This window comes from Marinomonas rhizomae, assembly GCF_024397855.1.
Taxonomy (GTDB): Bacteria; Pseudomonadota; Gammaproteobacteria; order Pseudomonadales; family Marinomonadaceae; genus Marinomonas; species Marinomonas rhizomae_A.
This window is the reverse complement of record NZ_CP073343.1, coordinates 3,255,148-3,278,369: the sequence shown is the minus strand read 5'-3', so window position 1 is coordinate 3,278,369 and position 23,222 is coordinate 3,255,148. Positions and strand designations below refer to the sequence as shown.

27 protein-coding genes are annotated in these 23,222 nt (G+C 42.8%); 17 read left to right on the top strand and 10 right to left on the bottom strand.

Annotated features, from left to right (window positions below; all coding sequences use genetic code 11):
* Nucleotides 1-2 precede the first annotated feature (2 nt).
* The 6 genes from KDW99_RS15455 (at nt 3) to KDW99_RS15430 (ending at nt 5,553) form a co-directional block, all read left to right on the top strand.
* Complete coding sequence (locus KDW99_RS15455) at nt 3-512, top strand: DsbE family thiol:disulfide interchange protein (RefSeq protein WP_255825967.1); 510 nt, start codon at nt 3-5, stop codon at nt 510-512.
* A complete protein-coding gene (locus tag KDW99_RS15450) occupies nt 509-919 on the top strand; it encodes a cytochrome c-type biogenesis protein (RefSeq protein WP_255825965.1) in 411 nt (136 codons plus the stop codon). Before KDW99_RS15455 ends, KDW99_RS15450 begins: the two co-directional genes overlap by 4 nt.
* A complete protein-coding gene (locus KDW99_RS15445; RefSeq protein WP_255825963.1) occupies nt 916-2,100 on the top strand; it encodes a tetratricopeptide repeat protein in 1,185 nt (394 codons plus the stop codon). The genes KDW99_RS15450 and KDW99_RS15445 overlap by 4 nt, the downstream gene beginning before the upstream one ends.
* A 65-nt stretch (nt 2,101-2,165) precedes the next feature.
* Nucleotides 2,166-3,206: a cell division protein ZipA gene (gene zipA / locus KDW99_RS15440; protein WP_255825961.1), complete on the top strand. Its 1,041-nt coding sequence runs from the start codon at nt 2,166-2,168 to the stop codon at nt 3,204-3,206.
* A gap of 91 nt (nt 3,207-3,297) precedes the next feature.
* The gene (ligA, locus tag KDW99_RS15435) at nt 3,298-5,316 is read left to right on the top strand and encodes an NAD-dependent DNA ligase LigA (RefSeq protein ID WP_255825959.1); all 2,019 of its coding nucleotides are present in this window, start codon (nt 3,298-3,300) and stop codon (nt 5,314-5,316) included.
* Nucleotides 5,317-5,553 carry a YheU family protein gene (locus tag KDW99_RS15430; protein WP_255825957.1) on the top strand — a complete coding sequence of 79 codons (237 nt, stop codon included), beginning with the start codon at nt 5,317-5,319 and terminating at the stop codon, nt 5,551-5,553.
* 54 nt (nt 5,554-5,607) lie between these two features.
* Here KDW99_RS15430 and cysE read toward each other — a convergent pair whose 3' ends face one another.
* Nucleotides 5,608-6,423, bottom strand: coding sequence for a serine O-acetyltransferase (gene cysE / locus KDW99_RS15425; RefSeq protein WP_255829302.1), 816 nt, complete (start codon nt 6,421-6,423; stop codon nt 5,608-5,610).
* A gap of 116 nt (nt 6,424-6,539) precedes the next feature.
* Between cysE and KDW99_RS15420 the strand changes: the two genes are divergently transcribed.
* A complete protein-coding gene (locus KDW99_RS15420; protein ID WP_255825955.1) occupies nt 6,540-6,869 on the top strand; it encodes a hypothetical protein in 330 nt (109 codons plus the stop codon).
* A gap of 68 nt (nt 6,870-6,937) precedes the next feature.
* Here KDW99_RS15420 and mnmC read toward each other — a convergent pair whose 3' ends face one another.
* Both mnmC and KDW99_RS15410 read right to left on the bottom strand, forming a co-directional pair.
* Complete coding sequence (gene mnmC, locus KDW99_RS15415) at nt 6,938-8,935, bottom strand: bifunctional tRNA (5-methylaminomethyl-2-thiouridine)(34)-methyltransferase MnmD/FAD-dependent 5-carboxymethylaminomethyl-2-thiouridine(34) oxidoreductase MnmC (RefSeq protein WP_255825954.1); 1,998 nt, start codon at nt 8,933-8,935, stop codon at nt 6,938-6,940.
* On the bottom strand, nt 8,925-9,476 hold the full coding sequence (locus KDW99_RS15410; protein WP_114410362.1) for a peptidylprolyl isomerase: 552 nt from the start codon (nt 9,474-9,476) through the stop codon (nt 8,925-8,927). Before KDW99_RS15410 ends, mnmC begins: the two co-directional genes overlap by 11 nt.
* Nucleotides 9,477-9,567: 91 nt before the next feature.
* Here KDW99_RS15410 and KDW99_RS15405 point away from each other — a divergent pair, with 91 nt between their 5' ends.
* Nucleotides 9,568-9,849 (top strand): SelT/SelW/SelH family protein, encoded by a 282-nt coding sequence (locus KDW99_RS15405; protein ID WP_205113778.1) that lies wholly within the window; start codon nt 9,568-9,570, stop codon nt 9,847-9,849.
* 72 nt (nt 9,850-9,921) lie between these two features.
* Here KDW99_RS15405 and KDW99_RS15400 read toward each other — a convergent pair whose 3' ends face one another.
* Entirely contained in the window at nt 9,922-10,227 is a 306-nt protein-coding gene (locus KDW99_RS15400; RefSeq protein ID WP_114410360.1) for a YciI family protein, read from the bottom strand.
* Between the two features lie 2 nt (nt 10,228-10,229).
* Nucleotides 10,230-10,766 (bottom strand): septation protein A, encoded by a 537-nt coding sequence (locus KDW99_RS15395; RefSeq protein ID WP_114410359.1) that lies wholly within the window; start codon nt 10,764-10,766, stop codon nt 10,230-10,232.
* 83 nt (nt 10,767-10,849) lie between these two features.
* Between KDW99_RS15395 and KDW99_RS15390 the strand changes: the two genes are divergently transcribed.
* The 6 genes from KDW99_RS15390 to KDW99_RS15365 all read left to right on the top strand — a co-directional run bounded on the left by KDW99_RS15390 (nt 10,850) and on the right by KDW99_RS15365 (nt 16,207).
* Complete coding sequence (locus tag KDW99_RS15390) at nt 10,850-11,701, top strand: PHP domain-containing protein (RefSeq protein WP_255825945.1); 852 nt, start codon at nt 10,850-10,852, stop codon at nt 11,699-11,701.
* Nucleotides 11,702-11,772: 71 nt separating this feature from the next.
* The gene (locus KDW99_RS15385) at nt 11,773-12,393 is read left to right on the top strand and encodes an L-threonylcarbamoyladenylate synthase (RefSeq protein ID WP_255825943.1); all 621 of its coding nucleotides are present in this window, start codon (nt 11,773-11,775) and stop codon (nt 12,391-12,393) included.
* Nucleotides 12,394-12,508: 115 nt separating this feature from the next.
* On the top strand, nt 12,509-13,411 hold the full coding sequence (rluB, locus tag KDW99_RS15380) for a 23S rRNA pseudouridine(2605) synthase RluB (protein ID WP_255825941.1): 903 nt from the start codon (nt 12,509-12,511) through the stop codon (nt 13,409-13,411).
* Between the two features lie 29 nt (nt 13,412-13,440).
* On the top strand, nt 13,441-13,896 hold the full coding sequence (locus KDW99_RS15375; protein ID WP_255825939.1) for a DUF1499 domain-containing protein: 456 nt from the start codon (nt 13,441-13,443) through the stop codon (nt 13,894-13,896).
* A gap of 71 nt (nt 13,897-13,967) precedes the next feature.
* Complete coding sequence (locus KDW99_RS15370) at nt 13,968-14,687, top strand: winged helix-turn-helix domain-containing protein (protein WP_255825937.1); 720 nt, start codon at nt 13,968-13,970, stop codon at nt 14,685-14,687.
* Between the two features lie 17 nt (nt 14,688-14,704).
* Nucleotides 14,705-16,207, top strand: coding sequence for an ATP-binding protein (locus KDW99_RS15365; RefSeq protein ID WP_255825935.1), 1,503 nt, complete (start codon nt 14,705-14,707; stop codon nt 16,205-16,207).
* Nucleotides 16,208-16,433: 226 nt separating this feature from the next.
* On the opposite strand, the gene KDW99_RS15360 is transcribed toward KDW99_RS15365, so the two are convergent.
* Both KDW99_RS15360 and argF read right to left on the bottom strand, forming a co-directional pair.
* Nucleotides 16,434-17,360: a LysR family transcriptional regulator gene (locus KDW99_RS15360; RefSeq protein ID WP_304941363.1), complete on the bottom strand. Its 927-nt coding sequence runs from the start codon at nt 17,358-17,360 to the stop codon at nt 16,434-16,436.
* Between the two features lie 158 nt (nt 17,361-17,518).
* Entirely contained in the window at nt 17,519-18,424 is a 906-nt protein-coding gene (argF, locus tag KDW99_RS15355; RefSeq protein WP_255825933.1) for an ornithine carbamoyltransferase, read from the bottom strand.
* A gap of 242 nt (nt 18,425-18,666) precedes the next feature.
* Between argF and grxD the strand changes: the two genes are divergently transcribed.
* Nucleotides 18,667-18,999 (top strand): Grx4 family monothiol glutaredoxin, encoded by a 333-nt coding sequence (gene grxD / locus KDW99_RS15350; protein WP_072841300.1) that lies wholly within the window; start codon nt 18,667-18,669, stop codon nt 18,997-18,999.
* Nucleotides 19,000-19,086: 87 nt separating this feature from the next.
* Complete coding sequence (locus KDW99_RS15345; protein ID WP_255825928.1) at nt 19,087-19,710, top strand: peroxiredoxin; 624 nt, start codon at nt 19,087-19,089, stop codon at nt 19,708-19,710.
* Nucleotides 19,711-19,812: 102 nt separating this feature from the next.
* Here KDW99_RS15345 and gloA2 read toward each other — a convergent pair whose 3' ends face one another.
* From gloA2 to KDW99_RS15330, 3 genes are all read right to left on the bottom strand, one after another.
* Nucleotides 19,813-20,202 (bottom strand): SMU1112c/YaeR family gloxylase I-like metalloprotein, encoded by a 390-nt coding sequence (gloA2, locus tag KDW99_RS15340; protein WP_255825926.1) that lies wholly within the window; start codon nt 20,200-20,202, stop codon nt 19,813-19,815.
* A 25-nt stretch (nt 20,203-20,227) separates the two neighbouring features.
* On the bottom strand, nt 20,228-21,178 hold the full coding sequence (locus KDW99_RS15335) for a LysR family transcriptional regulator (protein WP_255825924.1): 951 nt from the start codon (nt 21,176-21,178) through the stop codon (nt 20,228-20,230).
* An 80-nt stretch (nt 21,179-21,258) separates the two neighbouring features.
* Nucleotides 21,259-22,146 (bottom strand): LysR substrate-binding domain-containing protein, encoded by an 888-nt coding sequence (locus tag KDW99_RS15330; RefSeq protein WP_255825922.1) that lies wholly within the window; start codon nt 22,144-22,146, stop codon nt 21,259-21,261.
* A gap of 256 nt (nt 22,147-22,402) precedes the next feature.
* Between KDW99_RS15330 and KDW99_RS15325 the strand changes: the two genes are divergently transcribed.
* Nucleotides 22,403-23,005 (top strand): YitT family protein, encoded by a 603-nt coding sequence (locus tag KDW99_RS15325; RefSeq protein WP_255825920.1) that lies wholly within the window; start codon nt 22,403-22,405, stop codon nt 23,003-23,005.
* Nucleotides 23,006-23,222: the final 217 nt, after the last annotated feature.

Genomic DNA, 23,222 nt, shown 5'->3' with positions numbered 1-23,222 from the left:
CCATGCGCAAGTTGCTGTTTTTTATGCCGTTGGCAGTTTTTTTGGTGCTAGGCGTGGTGTTTTATTTGCAGCTTGGCAAAGATGCCCAGTATATGCCTTCGGCCTTGGTTGGAAAAAAAGTGCCTGACTTTACCTTGGTGTCATTGAAAGATGATCAGATTTATACACACGAGGATTTACCGAATACGCCTTATTTGATTAATTTCTGGGGAACTTGGTGTCCTGCCTGTCATGTCGAGCATCCTTTTTTAATGACGCTGGCGAATTCGGGGGTGCCAATTATTGGTATCGATTACAAAGATGAGAAAGCGCCTGCAAAGCAATGGCTAGAGCAAAAAGGCAATCCTTATCAAGCCATATTAATGGATGAGATCGGTAACTTCGGTGTTGATATGGGCGTGACAGGTGCGCCTGAAACTTTTGTTGTTGATCGTTCTGGGGTGGTTGTTTATAGACATCAGGGAGTGATTAACGCTGAAAATTGGCCTGAAATAAAGGGCTACATGAAATGATGTTTATTAAAGGTGTTTTCTTATCTGTCATGGTGACTTTTTCTCTATCTGTTTTTGCGCAAGAGCAAATGTCCTTTAGCTCAGAGTTGAATAAAATCCGCTATCAAAGCTTGGTTGAAGAATTACGCTGCCCGAAATGTCAGAATCAAAACTTGGCGGACTCAGGTTCAGGTATCGCTGTTGATCTTCGGGAGCTTGTCCATCAAATGATAGAGCAAGGTAAAACGGATCAGGAAATTGTGGATTATATGGTGGCGCGTTATGGCTCTTTTGTTTTGTATCGCCCACAGCACTCGACCGCCACTTTTTTACTTTGGTATGGGCCATTTATTTTGCTTGGAATAGGGCTTCTGGCTTTTGTCGCTGTTGTAATGACAAGCCGTAAACGACGAGGACGGGATTTATGATGGTCGCGTATTTGGTGATGGCCACTATGATAGTGTTGAGCCTAGTGTATCTTTTTGGCTCCATGATTCGTCCTTTTGATCGTGGTTTAAATGGTAAAGGTGCGCAGACATTTGCGCTGGTGCGTCGAAAAGAAATTGTGCAAGAAGAGGAAGCGGGGCGATTAACGCCTAGTGAATCTTCACAGCTGTTACGTGATCTTGATGCTGAAATGCAGTCTGTTGATGGTGGACAAAAACGCTTTTTTAAAAATGATACTTTTTTTGCTCGCTGGGTCATGCTTTCGGTAGTGGTTGTAGCTGTTTTAGGCAGTGTTAGTCTTTATCAGCAGATTGGTTATTCAAAAGAGGTTGTTTTTACACAAGATTTGCAAACACAACAGTTAACTCCGCAGAAAGTAAGTGATTTTTTAAAATATCGCAGTGAACGCTATGGCAGAGTTGAGGATTGGTATTATCTAGCGACGGATTATGTCAGTGCTGAAAAGTACCAAGAGGCTGTTTTTGCATTTGAAACTGCGTTAGGTAAATTACCAAAAAATGCTGAGAATCGAGTGAACCTGCTGGTGGAATACGCGCAGGCAGTTTTTTATGCCAATGGCGGTCAAAGCTCAACGAAAATGTTAAAAGTCGTGGACGCCATTTTACAAGTTGCACCGACCCAAGCCACCGCGCTGGACTTAAAAGGCGTGGCAAATTTTTCGCAACAAAATTATTTAGGGGCTGTATTGGCTTGGCAGGAAGCGATCCGCTACAGTAGACATTCAACAGAGCGTTTAGCCTTGTTGTCTGCGATCAGTAAAGCCCGAGAATTAGGTCGAATTGATTATCAGCAAGTCGCACCTATTATTACCGATCAGTTAGCGGTTAAGATCGAGTGGGATGCCAGTAAGTTGACATGGCATAATGACGATGTGTTGTTGGTTTATGCGGTAGTGAAAGGGCAAAAAATGCCCGTTGCTATTCAAAGAGTGTTTCCTGAGGATTTAGCCCAGCCTATTTTGTTAACCAATCTCGATTCCTTAATGCCAACGGAGACCTTGGCAGAAGTCGATAAAGTGGATTTAGTGGTTAAATTGGCGAATATTAATGACAATGATCTTACAAAAGGTCGAATTATCGGTACAAAGCATGGTTTACTTACAAATCATAAAGAGATTTTCGTAATCAAGGTCGCCTTGTAATTGAATCCTAGGCCGCTTCGTTTGATAATACGAACAACATTAATTGATGCAAATCGGAATAAGTAATGGAATTTAGCTTGCGTGAGTGGCTAATCTTGATTGGGGTCGTCATTATTGTCGTTATCCTCATAGATGGATTTCGTCGGTATAAAAAAGGGCAGGAATATGCCCAAGCAGATAACGATTTCACTGATCTAGATGATTCAGATGATGTACCTGTGCGTCAAGGTTCTGCTGTCGGATATGGTAATATACCTTCAGGGGAGCGAGTGAAATCGTCGCATGATCCAATTATCAATGCCTTTGAGAATGCTAGAAAAACCGCAAAAGCGCCTTTAACGGATGTTCCTCATAAAGTGGATTCTGGTCCCGAGTTGGATCGAGATGAAGAAATGCACCTTGATGAGTTGGCTTCTTTAGTGCCTGAGCGAGACTTTGGCGATTCCGCTGTCTCTGAGCAAAACTACTCTGATGATGGCTTTTATGAGCAAGACTACGAGCAAGATGAGCTTGATTTAGACTTTGTGACAGAGACATCGAATGATTACGACGGTCAAGTCGATGAAGATTATGAGCGTAATTATTCTGAGGTTGATATTGATCAAGTGACGCCTAACGGAGTGGTTGATGATCTTGACGAAGGTGATTACGAAGATAATAGCGTTGCGGAAATTGAAGAAGTTATCGTCATCAATATTTTTGCACCTGAAGAGCAAAATTACTCAGGTATGGAATTGCTTCAACTGATTTTGAATTGCGGAATGCGCTATGGCGAAATGGATATTTTCCATCGTCATGAAGATGGTTTTGATCGCGGTCGAGTGCAGTTCAGTATGGCAAATGCCATTGAGCCGGGCACATTCGATTTAGACACCATGGGTGAAACAGATTGCCCAGGCGTAAGCTTCTTTATGGGCTTGCCTGGTCCAAAAAATAGCATGAAAGCGTTTGATTTTATGCTTGAAACCGCTCAGACCTTAGTACGTAACCTTGGTGGTGAGTTGCGTGATGAGCGACGCTCTCCAATGAGCGATCAAACCATTGCTCATTGTCGTCAACGAATACGTGATTTTGAGCGCCGCCGGTTAATGCGCAACAAACAGTAATACGAACCAAGGCCCTAAGGGGCCTTGGTTGCTTTAGACCTGTCATAAGAATTAAATTCGAGTTTATTTATCTATGAGCCAAGAGACAAACATGACGCATCAGCACATGCTGGATCTAATCCAGCAACTTAACGATTACAGCTATGCTTATCATGTAAAAGATGAACCAATCGTCCCAGATGCCGTGTACGACCGAGATTATCGTCAGCTTCAAGCTATAGAGCACGAGCATCCAGATTGGATTCAGGCCGACTCTCCAACTCAGCGTGTTGGCGAAAAGCCGGACAGCGGTTTTGCTAATGTTGCGCACACAGTCCCTATGTTGTCCTTAGATAATGCTTTTGACAATGAGTCACTGTCTGATTTCGACCAGCGTATTGGTAAGTTGCTTAATGCAGATCATGTCACCTATTGCTGTGAGCCTAAATTGGATGGCTTGGCGATTAGTTTGCGTTATGAGGGTGGCCGTTTGGTGCGAGGTGTCACTCGTGGTGATGGTTTGTCTGGCGAAGACATTACTTCTAATATCAAAACGATTTACTCCGTACCTTTAAAGTTGCGCACGAAAACACCGCCAGCGGTGTTGGAAGTTCGCGGCGAGATCTATATGCCAAAAGATGGTTTTGAAAAGCTTAATGCATTGGCGGTAGAGCAAGGCGAAAAAACTTTTGTTAATCCTCGTAATGCGGCGGCGGGCAGCTTACGTCAGCTTGATCCAAAAATAACGGCCAAACGCCCACTTGTTATGTGTGCTTATTCCATTGGCTATGTCGAAGGTTGGGATCAACCGACAAGTCATTATGAAGGTTTGCTGCAGTTAAGTGAGTGGGGCTTTCGTACCAATGACCTAATGGCAAAAGCGGAGGGCGCGCAAGGCTGCATTGAGTATTACGAAATGCTTAATGAAAAACGTGCTGATTTATCCTATGACATAGATGGCATTGTTTATAAAGTAGATCAAATTGCTCTGCAGAATCAGCTGGGCTTTATTGCCCGAGCACCGCGTTGGGCGATAGCTAGAAAGTTTCCGGCGCAGGAAGAAATGACCCGAGTGTTAGGTGTTGATTTCCAAGTGGGCCGTACTGGCGCTATTACGCCTGTTGCACGTTTAGAGCCTGTGTTTGTTGGTGGGGTAACCGTTTCTAATGCCACTTTGCACAACAAAGATGAGATCGCTCGCTTGGGGGTGAAAGTCAATGATTTCGTAATAGTGCATCGCGCTGGCGACGTGATTCCTAAAGTTGTTCAAGTCGTGCTTGATAAGCGCCCTGACGATGCGACAGAGGTTGTTTTTCCTGAAGCTTGCCCAGTTTGTGGTTCGGACCTTGAACAAGTCGAAGGCGAAGCTGTCATTCGCTGTACTGGCGGTTTGGTGTGTGGTGCGCAGCTAAAAGAGTCTCTCAAGCATTTTGTTTCTCGTAAAGCAATGGATATTGATGGCCTAGGCGATAAGTTGATAGAGCAGCTGGTGGATCAAGAGTTGGTCAAAACGCCAGTCGACATTTTCACCCTAGAAGCGAAAAAAGACACAATATTGTCTATGGAGCGCATGGGGCAAAAATCAGTTGAGAAGCTGCTTGCCTCTATTGAGACAGCAAAGAGCACGCAATTTAATCGCTTTATCTATTCATTGGGTATTCGTGAAGTAGGTGAAGCCACGGCGCGAGCGTTAACCAGTTACTTTACCGAGTTGGATGATCTAATGGCGGCAGATCAAGAAGCCTTAGTAGAAGTGGAAGATGTGGGGCCTATTGTTGCTCAACATGTACGTTTGTTTTTTGATCAGGAATTGAACCGAGACACCATTAAAGGTCTGTTAGAGGCGGGTGTTGTCTGGGAGAAAAAGCATCAAGTATCTGTTGATGAATTACCGCTTTCGGGCAAAACCTATGTGGTAACGGGGTCATTGAATCAATTTAGCCGCGATCAAGTAAAAGACAAGTTGCAAGCATTAGGCGCAAAAGTGAGTGGGTCGGTTTCTGCAAAAACAGATTGTCTTGTTGCGGGTGAAAAAGCTGGCTCAAAGCTCACTAAAGCACAGTCTCTTAACGTGCCTATCATTGATGAAGCAGGTGTGATTAATTTGCTAACTCAACATGGAGCGATCTAATTGGATACTTTAATACCTTATGATTCGTTAGCGTCGGACACCTTAGAAACCATTTTAGATGATATTGTGTCGCGTGATGGCACGGATTATGGCGATTATGATTTGTCGGCAGCGCAAAAGCGCGAGCAGGCGTTGCGATCGTTGCGAAGCGGGGAAGCGGTTCTGTTATTTGATACAGAGAGCGAAACCATAAAGATGATTCCTAAGAGCGACTTAAGTCATTACGACCTCATGTGAGGTCGTAATGCGCACGACTACTGTAACGTCGTGTAAAAGTCTTTTGCTGTTTCGCTATTCAGTGCACTCTCGAACACAATGATTGATATTGTGATCCATGGCTCTTGATGGGTCTTCTCCCATATTACGACCAACTACTTTTGCTGGAACGCCAGCGACTGTAGTGTGATGTTCTACGGCTTCTAACACCACGCTACCTGCACCAATTTTTGCCCCTTCGCCAATTTCAATGTTGCCAAGGATTTTTGCCCCGGCGCCAATTAATACACCAGTGCGAATCTTAGGGTGACGATCCCCGTGCTCTTTACCTGTACCGCCTAGAGTAACCGATTGCAAAATAGATACGTTGTCTTCAATAACACAGGTTTCGCCAACCACAAGGCCTGTGGCATGATCTAACATGACACCGCAGCCGATTGTTGCCGCAGGGTGGATATCAACACTAAACACCATGGACATTTGCCCCTGAAGGTACAAAGCTAAACTTTTTCGGTTGTTTTTCCATAGCCAGTTTGCTACTCGATGAGTTTGCAAGGCGTGGAAGCCTTTAAAAAATAGCAAAGGTGTTGTAAGAGTGTCGCAAGCGGCATCTCTTTCTTTTATCGCTAAAATATCTTGCTCGATGCATCTGACAATGCCAGAGTGAGTATCTGCCATGGCTTCTTCGAATACTTCTCGTAATACCATAGCGGGAATTGATATGCTGTCTAGCTTACTAGCGAGTAAAAAGCTTAAAGCAGAACACAATGATTCATGGCGCAAAATAGTGGTGTTGAAATAACTGGCTAAAATAGGTTCATCTTGGGCAAGCTTTTCTGCTTCCATCTGTAAGGATGACCATAAATTGTCAGAAGTCACGGCATGACGCATTGTTGTACTCAAGGGGTATTCACCTATATCGATTCACGTTTAGAATGTAGGTTATAAGGTTAGGGTTAAACATTACAAGGGGCAATGTGAAGATTGCTCAAAAAGATGGAGATAATATGTCTAAAAAAAATGTTGCTGATGCATTGCATATCTTTTATGAATTAAATACTGCGTTTTCCGATGCTTATTGGGAAACCAATGATATTAATCAGAAAGATCGCTTTTTTGCGATGAAGGGCATATTGCAGGATGAACTTGATGAATTGCATAAATTGAGCCTACAGGATCACGTTTATCCTTATGAGCCAATTAATCCAAGTTTGCTTCAACTGAGTGATAAGTTACGAGCTTTATTGCCAGAACTTAATCGATATGTATTCCGACCTCAAACTTCTAATCGATTCGTTGAGCTCATTCCAAGTGCTTGTGAGTTGTTTGAGTCATAAGGAAATAGTGTGGCATGCATCACTGCATTGCGTTTTCATGAGCAATGCAGTGAATAAAGTGTGCCATGTTAAAGGCTTCGTCTTAGGTCGCGAATGATAAAACGGCTTGGGTGCAGTCTATGGCTTACTTGTTGTTCTAAAGGAGAAGGAGTTCCCGTAATTAAGCTGGCGATATAACTGCCGCTTAATGGTGTTGAAATAAGTCCTCTCGATCCATGTCCAATATTGATATAGAGCTGCTTTATCGGCTCGGCAATGTTATTGCTTTGCCATTTAGCGTTCTTGGTTAGGCTTGAGTAAGCTTGCTGATAGATGTCTTCCGATTGAACAGGGCCAACAATTGGTGTGTAATCTGGTACAGCACATCTAAAAGATACTCGTCCTCCGCAGTCTTCACTATTAAAAGTCTCTTTTGGTAATAAAAGCAGGCTTTCCAAAATAGCTAAGTTTCGTTTGTGTCCTTCTTCTCTTACTTGGCCATCTTGATCTTTTAGATCGTAAGTGGAGCCAAAATGCAGCAAGCCATTTATTGACGGGGAAACATAGCCAAACTCACAAAGTACTTTGTCGAAATTTATTTTATCGGCAGATTCTCCCATGGCTTCGCACGCTGACTTGGCTTTTTCTATATCAATAAACGAGACTTGCCCCCGAATCGGATAGTCTGGCATATTTGGTGTCATGTCTAAGGCTTTGGTGTCATTGGCTGTACAAAGCACTACATGAGAGAAGTCAGTTTTAAGATCGGCAGATCGAGCCTGCCAGCCAATAGTTTGATCATTTGTCTTGATGGCAGAAAGGTCTTCAAGCTTAGTGTTTAAGCAAACCTTAATATTGTCATGAGACAAAAGAGTCTTGCAAAGCTCTGTCAGAACGACCCAGCCAGATAGCGGTAAGAGTAAACTGCCTTCTCTGTCTTTTGAGGCTTGCAAAATAGTTTCAGGGTATAGCTTTTCATTGAGCAACTTTTGAAAGCGTTCGGCTTCTTTATCGTGCTTCGGTATTTGTATTAATCCGCAGGCGTCCCAGAATTGTTTGTTTGTATCTAGGCTGGAATATAAGCGAGTCGCATGTAGATAAGCGGATAGATAAAAACGATTTACGGGTGTGTCCTGCGCAGCCAATTTAGGGTAAAGCATTCCTTGAGGGTTACCTGACGCGCCGCCAGCAATACAGTCACCTTGTTCCCATACCTCGACTTGTATGCCTTGTTTAGCAAGAGCGTAAGCTGTATTGGCACCTGCTAGTCCAGCACCCACGACCAATACCTTAGTGATGTCTTGAGTGTCATCTTGGCGAAGGTTGAACCAAGATTGTCCCTGAGACATGCGTTCAGTCAATGGGGCTGTTGTGGTGTTTAGAACGCCAACGGTCATTTCTCTTTTCTGGCCAAAGCCTTTTACTTTGCGCACGTCAAAGCCAACGCTTTGTAACCCTCTACGTACAATACCTGCTGCGGTAAAGGTTGAGCAGGTCGTGCCTTGGTGGCTAAGGCGATGGATATGGTGAAATAGGTTATCAGACCACATTTCAGGGTTTTTACTTGGTGCAAAACCATCTAAAAACCAAGCATCGACGTCTGCATCAAGCGCCGCGAAACCGTTTTCTGCTTCACCAAACCAAAGCGTTAATTGGATTCGCCCTTGTTCTAATTCAATGCGATGGAAGCCATGGCACACCTCTGGGTAGGCATCGATTAGTTGCTGACTAAAATGGCTTATAGATGGCCACATTTTTAATGCGTCAGTCAGCATGCTTTTGGTCATGGGATATTTTTCGACCGAGATGAAGTGCAACTGTTTATCGCTGCCCGCCTCGACTAAAAAAGCCTGCCATGCACATAAAAAATTTAGCCCTGTACCAAAGCCTGTTTCAGCAATCACGAAGGCGTTTTTTTGAAGTGATGCCCAGCGTTCGCTTAACTGATTGTTTTTTAAAAAAACGTGGCGTGTTTCTTCCAGTCCTGACTCTTTGTCAAAATAAACATCGTCAAACTGGTTGGAGTGAGGCGCGCCATCCTCACCCCAACTTAATGCAGGGGATTCCAACTGGTAACTAGTTAACACGCGTGATGCTCTCGATAATAACTGGTGTCTTTGGGACATTTTGGTAGGGACCAACTGTAGAGGTTGGTACAGCAGAGATGGCATCAACGATATCCATTCCCGAAATGACCTTGCCAAAAACAGTGTAGCCGGCCGCACCGCGGGCACCGTCATTCAAAAAGGTGTTATCAACTTGATTGATAAAGAACTGCGATGTGGCGCTGTTCGGATCTTGTGTACGCGCCATGGCAAGTGTGCCACGATTATTAGCCAAGCCATTGTCACCTTCATAGGCAACGGCTTGATGGGTTGTTTTTCGTTCTAGGTCTTTCGTAAAGCCACCGCCCTGAACCATAAAACCACGAATAACGCGATGGAAAATCGTGTCGTTATAGAAACCTTCATCGGCGTAACGAAGAAAGTTAGCAACAGATTTTGGTGCGGCTTCATCATTTAGATCAACTCGAATCGAACCTTGATTTGTTACAATATCCACTTCGGTGGCGTTTACTTGGGAGCAAAGGGTGAATAAAGCCAGACCAGTGATAAGATATTTACGCATAGTGCTACTTCCTAATTAAATGTATGGGCAATAGTATTGGGTATGTCTTGACGTTCCAAGACGTCGAGTGAAAATTTTGGAGAAAAAGCGAATGCGAACTGCAGCCGTAGAAATTGAATATTGTACCTTATGTCGTTGGATGTTGCGTGCGGCATGGTTATCCCAAGAGCTATTGACAACCTTTGATGACGATATCAAGAGCGTCACATTGATACCAACCCAAGGTGGGATCTTTAAAGTTAGGGTGAATGGAGAAGAAATTTGGTGCCGTAAAAAAGAAGACGGTTTTCCAGAAGCGAAAGTACTAAAGCAGAGAATGCGGGATGTGATTGACCCTGAACGAGATCTTGGGCATTCGGATGTGAAGAAATAACGCCCTCCCAGCCTCCCCCTTAGCAGAGGGAGGGGCTAAAAGCTTCAAGGGAAGGGTTAGCGGGTGTTTCTTTTAGGCGTTCGGAAAAACTTGCTTGAACGGCTTAACAGTCACATTTTCATAAACGCCAGCGGCTACGTAAGGGTCTGCGTCTGCCCAAGATTTCGCTTCTTCAAGGCTGGCAAACTCAGCAATAACAACACTGCCACTAAAGCCCGCATCGCCTGGATTTTCTGAGTCGATGGCTGGATTTGGTCCAGCTAATACTAAGCGACCCTCATTTTGTAGGGCCTCCAATCGAGCTAAGTGAGCAGGGCGAGCCTGCATGCGAGCGCTAAGGCTGTTTGCTACATCTTCACCAATAATTGAGTACAGCATTGTTATTCCTTATTTTGCAAATGCGATGATAAATAAATGCCTTGTAGTATGATAAATACAATGGTCATTCCTAATAAACCGAACAATTTAAAATCTACCCAAATTTCTTCGCTATATGAAAACGCGACATATAAATTGGTGACACCAGATATAATGAAAAAGCCAACCCATGCAAGGTTTAATGTTCGCCATACCTTGAAAGGTAAATCTAATTTATCACCCATCATACGTTGAATAATGTTTTTATCACCAATGAATTGACTGCCTAAAAATGCAATCGCAAACAAACCATTTACAATTGTTGGCTTCCATTTAATAAAATCACCGTCTCCAAGTAGAACTGTTGCTCCACCTAGCAGTACAACTAATGCCAGAGAAACCAAGTGCATCTTTTCTACTGTTCTGTTTTTGAACCAAGTGAAACCCACTTGAAGTATGGTGGCGGGGATCAAGATAGCTGTTGCTAAAATGATATTGCCTGTCATTTTATAAACAACGAAGAAGATAACAATAGGAAGGAAGTCGAACAGTATTTTCATATAAAAATCCAGTGAATGTATACTTAAATGTATGTATGCTGGACTTATGATAACCACCATTCCTTTTAAAGAACAGCCAATCTATGCCTGAAGCAGCAAGTTATCGAAAAGTCGATTTACATACACACTCTACGCGTTCAGATGGTCGTTTATCGCCAACGGAACTTGTCGATCTTGCCGTTGAGCAGGGCGTTTCCTTGTTTGCTCTTACTGATCATGACACATTAGATGGCATTGCAGAGGCGAGTCAGCGAGCTTCTGAACATGGACTTAGTTTTATTCATGGTGTCGAGTTGTCAACGCAATGGAATGGTATTCCTTTGCACATGGTTGCTTTGGATTTTTCCTTAGATAACGTAGCCTTGCTGTCTATTGTGAATGAAAATCAGGCGATTCGTCTTGACCGAGCCAGACGGATAGCCGACTTATTGGTTAAACAGGGGCTACCTGATTTATATGATGAAGCGGTTGCTTTGGCGGGAGAGAGTCAGCTTGGACGACCACATTTTGCCACTTTGTTGGTAGAAAAGGGTTTTGTAAAAGATACTAATAAAGCGTTTGATCGTTACCTTGGTAATAAAAAGTTAGGCCAGTTGCGTGATGTTTGGCCGGAACTAGAAGATGTTTTAGTGGCTCTTTCAGGTCAGGGAGTTGAGCTGGTTTTAGCTCATCCTAAGCGCTACCCTTTAACTGTCACCAAATTAAAACGTTTATTGGGTGATTTTAAAAAATGGGGTGGAACCGGGCTTGAAGTCGTTTCAGGAAATGAACGCCCTGATAGTGTTCGTTTGCTTGAACGCTTATCCCGAGAGTTTGATTTAAAAGCCTCTGTAGGAAGTGATTATCATGGACCCTTTGGTCCGTGGATGCAGGTTGGTAAGTTTACCCAAATACATGAAAGTGAGGTGGATTTAGTGTGGCGAGCTTGGCCGTAGTGCTGATTATTCATTAGGACTATTGAGTTGGTTATGAGTTATCGATTATATATTTTTCAGTGGAGAACAGGTTGAGTCAATTTTTTCAGATACACCCAGAAAACCCGCAAGCGCGTTTAGTAAAACAGGCAGCGGAAGTGATTCGTAATGGTGGCGTTATTGCGTATCCAACAGACTGTGGGTATTCGCTTGGCTGTCATTTGGGCGATAAAGAAGCGTTAGATAGAATTCGTGCTATTCGTCGTTTGGATGATAAGCATAATTTTACCTTGGTGTGTCGTGATTTGTCTGAAATATCAACCTACGCACGATTTGATAATCGTTTGTATCGGTTGTTGAAAAATAATACGCCTGGCCCCTACACTTTTATATTTAATGCCACATCGGAAGTACCTAGACGATTATTACACCCTAAAAGAAAGACAATTGGTATTCGTGTTCCGAATAACAACATAGTGTCTGCGTTATTAGAAGAATTGGGTGAACCAATTATGAGCGTTTCTCTTATTTTGCCTGGAGAAACGGACCCAATGACAGATCCGTATGATATTCGCGATACGTTGGAACATGCGCTAGATTTAGTCATTGATGGCGGGTTTTGTGGGCTGCAGCCAACAACGGTAGTAAAAATGGATGCAGATAGTATTGAAGTTGTACGTGTTGGTGCAGGTGATCCTGCTCCCTTTCTGTAAAATCTTTAATATTCAGCTGTCAAGGCCCATGCCGTGTGGCTTATAATGTGTAAAATGATTAATTAATATTACTAAAACTGGGTTGCTGAGAAGCATTCCCTCTAAGAGGTTCGTAATGGACGAGAAGTTACAAAAAGTATTAGCAAGAGCGGGTCAAGGTTCACGTCGTGAAATGGAAACCCGTATTCGTGAAGGTCGTGTATTGGTTAATGGTGAAGTTGCTACATTAGGCGACCGCGTTAGCGTTAAAGATACGATCACAATAGATGGTTATTCTATTATTGCTACCGAAGCCGGTGAAAATCGCCGGGTTATTATTTATAACAAACCAGAAGGTGAAGTCTGTACTCGTAAAGACCCAGAAGGTCGACCGACTGTGTTTGATAAACTGCCAAAATTGCGCGGAGAGCGTTGGATTGCCGTTGGCCGTTTGGATATTAATACTTCCGGTTTGCTGCTTTTCACCACAGATGGTGAGTTGGCAAATCGATTAATGCACCCTTCAACCGAAATAGATCGCGAGTATCTTGTCCGCGTGATGGGTGAAGTTACTGATGAAAATCTGGCTACCTTGAAAAAAGGCGTTATTTTAGATGATGGTGTTGCCAAGTTTACCGACATTGTTGATGGCGGTGGTGAAGGTATTAACCGTTGGTTCTATGTTTGCTTGATGGAAGGTCGTAACCGTGAAGTTCGTCGTCTTTGGGAGTCTCAAGGCGTAAAAGTGAATCGTCTTAAACGTGTTCGCTTTGGTCCTGTCTTCTTGCCGTCAAAAGCAAAAGTTGGCCGTTGGGTCGAGATGGAAGACAAAGATGTTAACTCTTTATGTGCCATGGTTGATCTGAAACTGTCAGAATTGACACCAAAGACGCAGCAAGAGAAATTGGAATTAAAGCGTCATAAAAACAAAGCGACGGCTGGCGGCGCTCGTCGTGCGCCACCAAAAGGCTTTGATTGGCAGAGCAATGACAAGCCTGAGTTTAAACCCAAAAAACCAGGTAAAAGATCATTTCGTTAAGATAAAAATTGCTTAGGAGTTGTAGAAGCATGGTTCGCTGGATAGTTGCATTGATTGTTGTCTTGTTCGTAGGTTTCTTTGTATACGTCAATATAAGTAATAAATTGCCTGAGGGACTTGGACTAACGGATGGTGAGTTGATGCCTTGTCCTTCTTCACCGAACTGTGTTTCTACACAAGCATCTCCAGAGGATGTGGAACACTACGCGGAAACAATCGTCTACACTGGCGACCGTATGAAGACTCAGTTGTTGATTGAGTCTTTTATTCTAAACAATGGTAACGCTCATCTGGTTAGCAGCACATTGGGCTATGTTCACTTTGAAGTGAAAAGTCCTCTGGTTGGCTATATTGATGATGTTGAGTTTTATCTACCAGCTGCCGACAGTGTGGTGCATGTACGTTCTGCTTCCCGAGTTGGTTATTCTGATTTTGGTACTAACCGCGAGAGAGTTAGACAAATTCAAAGTCTTCTAGTAGATTGATTTTAAAAGAGTTGATTTATAGCGCTTGATTTTTTAATACTGAAACAATAACAACTGGACGAGGATTGCCCATGAGCATAGATGACAACAGAAGCATTTTGATTGTTGAAGACGATGAGCGTTTGGCGTTACTTACTCAAGAGTACCTGCAGAAAAATGGCTTTACTGTTGGGATCGAACCTGATGGGCGCAAAGCGATTTCTCGTATTGTTGATGAACAACCTGCTTTGGTTATTTTGGATCTTATGCTGCCAGGGGCAGATGGTTTTACGGTATGCCGCAGCGTCCGTAATGACTACAAAGGTCCTATTTTGATGTTAACCGCTCGAAGTGACGATGTTGATCAAATATTAGGGTTAGAAATCGGTGCCGATGATTATGTGTCTAAACCTGCCAAACCTAGAGTTTTGTTAGCTCGAGTTCAATCTTTACTTCGTCGCAGCACACAAGATGTAGATCTGACGATTGATGTTTCTAAAGAAGAACAAAATTTAGTTTTTGGTCCTTTGACGATTGATAATTCTCGCCGTGAAGCATGGTTGAGCGAGGAAGAGATCGAATTAACCAGTGCGGAATTTGATTTGTTATGGTTGCTGTCGAGTAATGCCGGCCGCATCTTGAGCCGAGAAGAGATTTTTGGTGAGTTGCGTGGTATCGAATACGACGGTCAAGATCGCTCGGTTGATGTTAGAATTTCTCGTATACGTTCAAAAATTGGTGATGATCCTATTCATCCCCGTCGTATAAAGACTATACGAAGTAAAGGGTATCTATTTGTAAAAGAAGTATAAATAGAATGCGGGCTGAAATGTGGCGGTTATATCGACACCTTATTTTTGGGGGTGTCGTTATTGTGGTGTGTTGTTACATCGTCATGGAATTCACCCAAATTCGGTTTGGTACATCAAAAGCTGAACAATTACTTTGCGTTGATGCTGAAATTAGTTCTGCGATACTCCTTTCAGGTATTAAAAAAAATCTCTCCGACTCCCAATTTAATTGGGCTTCTGAGTCTTCAGGTCCACTTTCTATCGAGCCCATTTCTTCTCTTATCGCCGATAAGAAATGGCTTAAGCTCCCCAATAACAAATATCAAATTACATTCGGTAAAAACGATGAGCCTGTTCTTATTGGGCATGCTGATCAGGGTAGCCCTCTGTTTAAAATAGAGTCGTTGTTAAGGCAGTTTTTGTTAGCAAATGACGTCTCCTACCATGATAAAGTTACCTTGCTAAAAAGTATGTCTTGCCTTTCTGTGGAGGATGTTTCCTACACGGTTTCTAGCCCACTAACAGCCGTTGCTCTTGTGAGTGGTGCCTATAGTGAATATGGCTTTGTCTGGAAGGATGAGGGAGCCAATAATCCCGTTTATTTGTCTGTTGTTCATGATGATAATGTGTCCTTGACTTTAATTGTGGTCATTGTTGTCGGTGCCGGCATTGCCATTATGTTACTGCTAATTTGGCGCGAGCTAATCTCATTGGACTTTAAACGCAAAACATTCGAAAGCATTACTCGTCAAATTGCTCGTGGTCGCAGTGGTTTACCGAAAGAGATTCCTGATAGCAGTGGCACGCTGAAAGAGTTAGCGTATTCATTTGATTCCATGTCTTCGCATATTCAGCGGCTATTAAAAGTACAGCGCGAAATGATTAATGCTATCTCTCATGAGTTAAGAACGCCCATTGCTCGTTTACGCTTTGGTTTAGAAGTGATGAAAGATGAAGTTGACGATGATGTGGCTAAAACGATTGAAGCACTTGAAGGGGATGTTGAGGAGTTGAATACACTGGTTGATGAAGTGCTAACTTATGGAAAGTTAGAGGAGGGCTCATTGGCTCTTAACTTCAAAGAACTGTCTATTTCTCAGTTAGTTGGCGATATATTAAAACATAATCATTTATTGCTTCAGCATCTCAATGTTGAGGTGAATATTAATGAAACTGATCTAGTTTTAGCTGATGAGCATCATTTGAGTCGAGCATTGCAGAACCTTATTTTAAATGCCTCAAAGTACGCTGCTGGTAAAATTGTTATTACTTTTTCTCATGATGAAGAGCGTTGGCAGTTAGATATTGAAGATGATGGGCCAGGCATCGCATTTGAAGATAGGGATAAGGTTTTTATACCTTTTCAGCGATTAGATAACAGTCGTACACGTGCTTCTGGTGGCTATGGATTAGGGTTGGCGATCGTGCAGCGAATTGCTTTTTGGCATGGTGGTGCAGTATTGATCGATGCCAGTGAATCTGGCGGAGCTAAGTTCAGTTTGATTTGGTCTCGTAATCAGCATCAGAACTCTCTGTCCTGATGCTGTACCTGTAACGATTACTGCGCTTGCCAATACTTTGTTAAAAATAGACTCGCTTATTCATGGATTTAGCAAAATGGGCTCATTTATAACCCATAAATTCGGCTCTGGCTTCCTGCGTCGCCCTAATAACTACATCCATGTCGTCACTCACTTTTTCGTCTATTTTTGCCTCGTCTAGGCTTCGCTCGTGAAATCGTTTGAAAGTTGGTTTTGAGTGATGTTTTTAAAGTTCTGGCGCTAGAATACCTTTTAGATTTTTAAAGCAGGTTTTTGATGCGGTAGAAATCAGGTCTTCCATATAGGCGTTCTCGCGCTGATCCTTCCTGATGGCCAAGTAGAGTTTGCACCACACCCCTTCTTCGCCCAGCGACTTAGTAATGACGTATTGTCGATTTGTGTATTCTGTTAAGGCCCAGTTTGGTAAGCAGCATACCCCCCGCCCACTTGCCACTAACTGCATCATCATCAATGTTAATTCACTGTGACGAATTTTAGCTGGCGACACATCTGCAGGATTTAAGAAATGTTTAAAAATATCCAGTCTTTCTATTTCTACCGGATAGGTAATGAGTGTTTCTTTCTCAAAATCTTCAGGTGTTAGAAAATCTTTTTTTGCCAAAGCATGATGTCGAGACAAGGCGACCTGAGATTCATATTGAAACAATGGAATGTATTCAATATTCGGAATGTCTTGTGGATCGGATGTCACAACCAAATCCAAATCACCTCGAGCAAGAGCTGGTAATGGCATGAATCCAAAAGCGGTAGATAGGTCGAGTTCGACATCAGGCCAATGTTCGCGGAAGTGGTCAATTGTCGGCATAAGCCACTCATAGCAACTGTGGCATTCGATAGCTATGTGCAAGCGTCCACTTTCACCTTCAGCAAAGCGTTGTATGTCGCGCTGAGCAGAGCGAAATGAAAGTAACACATCATCGGCAAGCTGCAATAAACGCAATCCAGCACTGGTAAAGCGGACGGGTTTTGTTTTTCGGATGAAAAGTGGGCAACCGAGTTTCTCTTCTAGATCTTTGAGCTGATGCGACAAAGCGGATTGTGTTAAGTGAACTCGTTCAGCGGCTTCGACTAAGCTGCCAGTTTCTCTGAGGGCGGTCAGTGTTTTTAAATGCCTAACTTCAATAATGCTCATAGTACTTCACTGTTGATGCTTACCCATATTTAAGAGTCTTATAGTTAAGAGGACCATTTTTAAAAGCCCGATACTTAAGAGTCAACGTTTAGAAGCTCAATGCTTTGATATAAAAAAGCTCGTAGGGAAGCTTAATCCTTACGAGCCTTGATATTGTGTTAGTGGCAAAGCAAAAATTCAAGTAGTGCTTTTTGTGCGTGCAAACGGTTTTCTGCTTCGTCCCAGACAACACTATCTGGGCGGTCTATTACGTCCGCAGACACTTCTTCACCTCGGTGAGCGGGCAAGCAGTGCATAAACAAAGCATCAGGATTGGCTTTCGCCATTAGTTCACTGTTTACTTGGAATCCATCGAAGTCTTTTAGACGCTGTTCTTGCTCGTCTTCTTGGCCCATTGAGGCAAACACGTCAGTAACAATAAGATCAGCGCCTTTGGCAGCTTCATGAGCGTCATGAAGTACTGAGACTCTATCGGCATGTTCTGCAACCAGATCAGCGTTGGGTTCATAGCCTACAGGACAAGCAATGACTAGATGGAAGTCGAGCATAGCAGCTGCGTTTATATAAGAGTTGCACATGTTGTTACCATCGCCAACCCAAACAACCTTTTTACCTTCGATAGAACCGCGATGTTCCTGATAGGTTTGCATATCAGCCAGTAGTTGGCATGGGTGATAATCGTCTGTTAACGCATTGATAACTGGAACGGACGAGTATTTAGCAAAGGTTTCGACGGTTTCGTGATCAAAGGTTCTAATCATCACCGCATCGACCATGCTAGAAATAACACGAGCACTGTCTTCAACAGGTTCACCGCGTCCTAATTGAGTATCACGAGATGAAAGAAACAATGCGTGGCCGCCAAATTGAGCCATCCCAGCTTCAAATGAAACCCGAGTTCGCGTCGATGACTTTTCAAATATCATCGCTAAAACTCGATTTTTCAGCGGTTGAAATAGAGTGCCTTCGTGATGGATTTTCTTAAGCTCAGAAGCTCGTAGAAGTAACTGTTTTAACTCGTCAGAAGATAGATCCTTCAGAGTAAGAAAATGTCTAGGCGACACGCTAGGACTCCTTGTATGTCTTGAAAAAAGGGAATCGACCAATTTAATACACTCAGGTAGACGAGTAAAGGCTAAATAACAATAGAAAGTCGAAAGGAAAGCTTCTTTTTGGGGTTGTAAATACACCACGAGACCCAATAAACTGATGCAAGTTTAATGATTTTAATAGACTTGAATTTAGTAAGGGCATTAATAATTGATTTGTCCTTGCAAATTGACAGTCGCAGAGCGAGGTTTTTAGTATGAGTAATACAATCGAAACAATTAAAGAGCAGATTAGCAGTAATGATATTTTGCTATATATGAAAGGCAATCCTCGCGCTCCACAGTGCGGGTTTTCATCTCAGGCAGTGCAAGCACTAATGTCCTGCGGCGAGCGTTTTGCATTTGTAAATATATTAGATAATCCTGATATCCGTGCTGAGTTGCCAAAGTTTGCTAACTGGCCAACATTCCCGCAGCTTTGGGTAAAAGGTGAGCTAGTTGGGGGTTGCGATATTATCGTTGAAATGGCTGCAAACGGTGAACTACAGACCTTGATCAATGAAGCAGTTGGCTCTTCTTCAGAAGAGTAAGTTTTTCGTGTTGCTTACAGTAGTAAGTGGCATTATTGAGTTAAACATTAGCCTATAAACATTAAGCAATAAAAGGAGACGTTAAAGATGTCTATTTTAGTTGGTAAAAAAGCCCCAGATTTTACAGTTCCAGCCGTATTGGCTGATGGCCAAATCGTTGATTCTTTCAACCTTGCTGAAACAATCAAGGGCAAATACGCAATCGTGTTCTTCTATCCTCTAGATTTCACATTCGTATGTCCTTCAGAAATTATTGCTATGTCTCACCGCATGGATAAATTCCGTGAAATGGGCGTAGAAGTTATTGGTGTATCAATCGATTCTCACTTTACACACAATGCGTGGCGTAACACGCCTGTTGATCAAGGCGGTATCGGTGCAGTTGAATACACGCTAGCAGCAGATATGGACCACGCAATTGCTAAAGCATATGGCATTGAGTCTGAAGGTGGTGATTCTTACTACCCAGCTGGTGTTGCGATGCGAGCGTCTTTTGTTATTGACCAAAAAGGTATCGTTCGTTCACAAGTAGTAAACGATGAGCCTATCGGCCGTAACATGGATGAATTGGTTCGTGTTGTTGATGCGCTTCAGTTCTTCGAAGAAAATGGTCAAGTTTGTCCAGCAGGCTGGAACAAAGGCGACAAAGGCATGAACACTTCACCTGAAGGTGTTGCGTCTTACCTTGCTGAAAATTCTAAGTCTCTATAAGACGTTTGTTTTATAGCAAGAAAAACACTCACTATTGAAAAATAGTGGGTGTTTTTTTGACTTGAATTCCTGTACTTAAATTATGGTGTATAGGGTTTGGCTTTATAGTTCGTAAAGCTCAAGAGGTAAGCCGTCTGGATCTGCAAAAAAGGCAAATCGCTTACCGGTTAGCTCATCTAATCGGATGTCTTCTGTGATTACACAGTGTTGGTTTAGGTGTTCAATACAGCTTTCTATATTTTCCACCGCAAAGGCTAGATGCCTCAAACCTTGTGCTTCAGGGTAAGAAGGGCGTGCTGGTGGTGATGGAAATGAGAAAAGCTCAATCTGTTGATGCTCATTAATAGCAAGGTCTAATTTATAAGACTGTCGTGCTTCGCGGTAGGTTTCTTTGATAATCTGAAATCCTAGAATTTCATGATAAAAGCGTTTTGAAACTGAATAGTCAGAGCAAATAATAGCGACGTGGTGAACATGAGAAACATTGAACATAGGATTTGTCTTCTTATGGCTCTTATTATTTGGCTTGTGCCTTTAGCTCGTTCGCTACAGCAATGACTTGTCTTCTAAACCATATATGACTGGCATCGTGGTGTAGAAGTGGGCTCCAGATCATTTTTAGTTCGATTTGTGGAATATCGAAAGGTGGTTCTAAAATCACTAGGTCGGGATTTTTTCTATTCACCATGGCAACTTTTTTGGGGAGGGTGGCGATAAGGTCTTGCTCAAGTGCCAAGTGCATAGCTGTATGGTAGCTTCTAGTAAATACGCGAATGCTACGTTTGTGCTCAAGGATTTGCAGTGCTTCATCAACCCAACCTAACTTCTGTACGTCGTTTGGATCCATTCCAACGCCAACTCCGAAACCTGTTTTACTCACCCAAATATGTTGAGCTTGCAAATAGGCATCAATATCAAAATGATCTTTGATAGGGTTTTTTGAACTCATCATGCAGACAAAAGTATCGAACCAGACGCTTTTTTGATGGAATGACTGAGGCAACTCTTCAAAGCGGTTAATCGCCATATCTATTTTGCCAGCCTCAACATCATGAAAAGTAACATCGCTAGGCGTCATTATGTCGAGTGTAATGCCTGGTGCAAATTCCCGCAGACGGTTGAGTAATCGTGGAATAACCGTTGAGGCTGCATAATCACTTGCCATAATACGAAATACACGCGTACTAATACTTTCGTTGAAGTCTGCTTCTGGCTGCAGGGCCTCTTCTAGCTCTAATAGAACTTTACGTACGATCGGCTGCAGACGTAAGGCTTTTTCCGTTGGTTTCATACCTTCACTAGTACGAACGAGAAGGGGATCGCTCAACAAGTCTCTAAGCCGCTTTAAGCCATTGCTCATCGCAGGCTGAGTGATGTTTAGTTGATTAGCAGAACGCGTGACGTTGCATTCTCGTAGCAAAACGTCGAGATAAATAAGCAGATTAAGGTCTATTTTATTAATATTCATACTTTTTATGATTTTTATATCGTTTATATATGGCGTGAATTTATTGTATTGACCTCTGTGTAAACTTCAACCGTAAAATACTAAATATTTGATAGGATTGGCACGGCACAGCATAAGTCGATAAAGCGCTGGGCGTTTTGTGTTAGTGCGGTATTTTTAGGTGTGACGATTAATAGGTTTCGGTTGAGTGCCAGTGGCGTTTGATAAAGTCGTATGAGTCCTGAATTGAGTTCTTGAGATATCGCCATTCGTGACAAGCAGCCCAGCCCCATTTGGTGTATGACGGCTTGTTTTACGGCTTCCATGTGAGCAAGGGAAAGCACGACATTAAGCTGTGGTATGTGGGTTGCGGTGGCTTGTTCTAATATGTTGCGAGTACCTGATCCAGATTCACGCATGACCCAACTGGCTTCCTTGAGATCGTCCCACGATAAATTCTCCGGTCGCTTTTCTTCAGCGGAGCCAAATACCACGAGTTCGTCTTTTAGCCAAACTTGGGTCATTAATTCGGCGTGTTGGCAGTAGCCTTCTATAAAACCGACTTCTGCTTTGCCTGTCAGTAATTGTTGAATCACACTTTGGGTATTCCCAATGTCCAAATTGAAACGAATATTAGGGTGCTGACGTTTAAATGAAGACATTTGTTTAGGCAGTAGATAATTACCTACACTTACGCTGGCGGCCAAATGCAAAGAGCCGCTCAGTTCATCTTCACTTCCCATGCTTTCGATTTGCTCGATCTGACTAAGAACCGCGCGCGCCTGTGGAAGCAGGTGTCTAGCTTGGGGTGTTATTTGTAAGCGTTTGCCATGGCGACGAAAAAGAGGACGACCCAGAAGGGCTTCTAGCTCTCTTAGTGCTTGGCTTGCTGCAGGTTGGCTGATAGAGACCATTTCGGCGGCCGCCGTGACGGAGCCTGTGTGTACAACCGCTTCAAATATTTGTAATTGTCTAAGTGTTATTCGCATTCCGCTATTGTAGCCTTGTTTCTGTTTTGATGAGTAGTGCTATTCTCTTGTTGCGACATAAATGATTAACGAGAGAAATAAAAACACACAAGCCGTTGTGTATTTTGAGAATTTGGTATGAAATATGCTTCAGTTTTAACCGAGAAACTCAGTGCTGAATTAAATGTGGTCTGTGTTATCCGCTTCCACAAGAAGCGATTTTTACAAACCTTTGTTATTAACCAAAAGTTAATACGGCTCTTGTTAAGGAAATCTTATGAAAACCACCCATCGTTGGCTCTCTATCATTGAGGGCTGTCTGCTTGTTGCCTTAGGCCTACATATACTAAATTCTGCTGGATTGCTCATTAGTGGCACGGCGGGCGCGGGAATGATTTTGCTGCGGGTTACGGATTTGTCCTTTGGGCAGTTATTTTTCTTGCTCAATATTCCTTTTTATATTTTGGCTTGGTATACCTTGGGCCGAGATTTTACCTTACGTACTTTTGCTAGTGTTAGCTTGCTGTCTCTACTTTCCGAGTTGATGAAACACTATGTAGTGCTGTCTATTCACCCGCTTTTATCCGGTGCTTTGGGTGGCTTGTTGGTTGGTTTTGGATTGATCATCTTATTCCGACATAATGCTTCTTTGGGCGGATTAAATATTTTATCTGTTTTTTTAGAGCGCCGATTTGGTATTCATGCCAGTAAAACAACATTGGTTGCGGATATTGGCATATTGATGGCCGCGGTGGTATTTCTTGATTGGAGTCATTTAGGCTACTCATTGCTTGCCTTTTTATTATTAAGTTCTGTCGTTGGCCGTTATCATCGCCCTCCTAAATGGGCGCAAATCGCTATGTCGGATGCTAAAGCTTAAAATTCTTCAATTTATTCCTTCATTTGCTTTCTGTGAGCACGCATTAAAAGTGGACAAAATACGATCCATATTAGTGCGTGTTCCGTATCTAATCTAAGCCTTTAACTATATAGCAAAGCCCTGATATTTTTTGTCTATAGATTACGTCTCGGTTTTTTGCTGAGAATAAGCTTTACAATTCTCTACAAGTCATCGCTTTGCTTCGTCGTACAATGAG

Coding starts and splice junctions, on each gene's coding strand:
- KDW99_RS15455 (WP_255825967.1), top strand. CDS start 3: ATGCGCAAGTTGCTGTTTTTTATGCCGTTGGCAGTTTTTTTGGTGCTA.
- KDW99_RS15450 (WP_255825965.1), top strand. CDS start 509: ATGATGTTTATTAAAGGTGTTTTCTTATCTGTCATGGTGACTTTTTCT.
- KDW99_RS15445 (WP_255825963.1), top strand. CDS start 916: ATGATGGTCGCGTATTTGGTGATGGCCACTATGATAGTGTTGAGCCTA.
- zipA (WP_255825961.1), top strand. CDS start 2,166: ATGGAATTTAGCTTGCGTGAGTGGCTAATCTTGATTGGGGTCGTCATT.
- ligA (WP_255825959.1), top strand. CDS start 3,298: ATGACGCATCAGCACATGCTGGATCTAATCCAGCAACTTAACGATTAC.
- cysE (WP_255829302.1), bottom strand. CDS start 6,423: ATGCGTCATGCCGTGACTTCTGACAATTTATGGTCATCCTTACAGATG.
- KDW99_RS15420 (WP_255825955.1), top strand. CDS start 6,540: ATGTCTAAAAAAAATGTTGCTGATGCATTGCATATCTTTTATGAATTA.
- KDW99_RS15410 (WP_114410362.1), bottom strand. CDS start 9,476: ATGCGTAAATATCTTATCACTGGTCTGGCTTTATTCACCCTTTGCTCC.
- KDW99_RS15405 (WP_205113778.1), top strand. CDS start 9,568: ATGCGAACTGCAGCCGTAGAAATTGAATATTGTACCTTATGTCGTTGG.
- KDW99_RS15400 (WP_114410360.1), bottom strand. CDS start 10,227: ATGCTGTACTCAATTATTGGTGAAGATGTAGCAAACAGCCTTAGCGCT.
- KDW99_RS15395 (WP_114410359.1), bottom strand. CDS start 10,766: ATGAAAATACTGTTCGACTTCCTTCCTATTGTTATCTTCTTCGTTGTT.
- KDW99_RS15390 (WP_255825945.1), top strand. CDS start 10,850: ATGCCTGAAGCAGCAAGTTATCGAAAAGTCGATTTACATACACACTCT.
- rluB (WP_255825941.1), top strand. CDS start 12,509: ATGGACGAGAAGTTACAAAAAGTATTAGCAAGAGCGGGTCAAGGTTCA.
- KDW99_RS15375 (WP_255825939.1), top strand. CDS start 13,441: ATGGTTCGCTGGATAGTTGCATTGATTGTTGTCTTGTTCGTAGGTTTC.
- KDW99_RS15370 (WP_255825937.1), top strand. CDS start 13,968: ATGAGCATAGATGACAACAGAAGCATTTTGATTGTTGAAGACGATGAG.
- KDW99_RS15365 (WP_255825935.1), top strand. CDS start 14,705: ATGTGGCGGTTATATCGACACCTTATTTTTGGGGGTGTCGTTATTGTG.
- KDW99_RS15360 (WP_304941363.1), bottom strand. CDS start 17,360: ATGAGCATTATTGAAGTTAGGCATTTAAAAACACTGACCGCCCTCAGA.
- grxD (WP_072841300.1), top strand. CDS start 18,667: ATGAGTAATACAATCGAAACAATTAAAGAGCAGATTAGCAGTAATGAT.
- KDW99_RS15345 (WP_255825928.1), top strand. CDS start 19,087: ATGTCTATTTTAGTTGGTAAAAAAGCCCCAGATTTTACAGTTCCAGCC.
- gloA2 (WP_255825926.1), bottom strand. CDS start 20,202: ATGTTCAATGTTTCTCATGTTCACCACGTCGCTATTATTTGCTCTGAC.
- KDW99_RS15335 (WP_255825924.1), bottom strand. CDS start 21,178: ATGAATATTAATAAAATAGACCTTAATCTGCTTATTTATCTCGACGTT.
- KDW99_RS15330 (WP_255825922.1), bottom strand. CDS start 22,146: ATGCGAATAACACTTAGACAATTACAAATATTTGAAGCGGTTGTACAC.
- KDW99_RS15325 (WP_255825920.1), top strand. CDS start 22,403: ATGAAAACCACCCATCGTTGGCTCTCTATCATTGAGGGCTGTCTGCTT.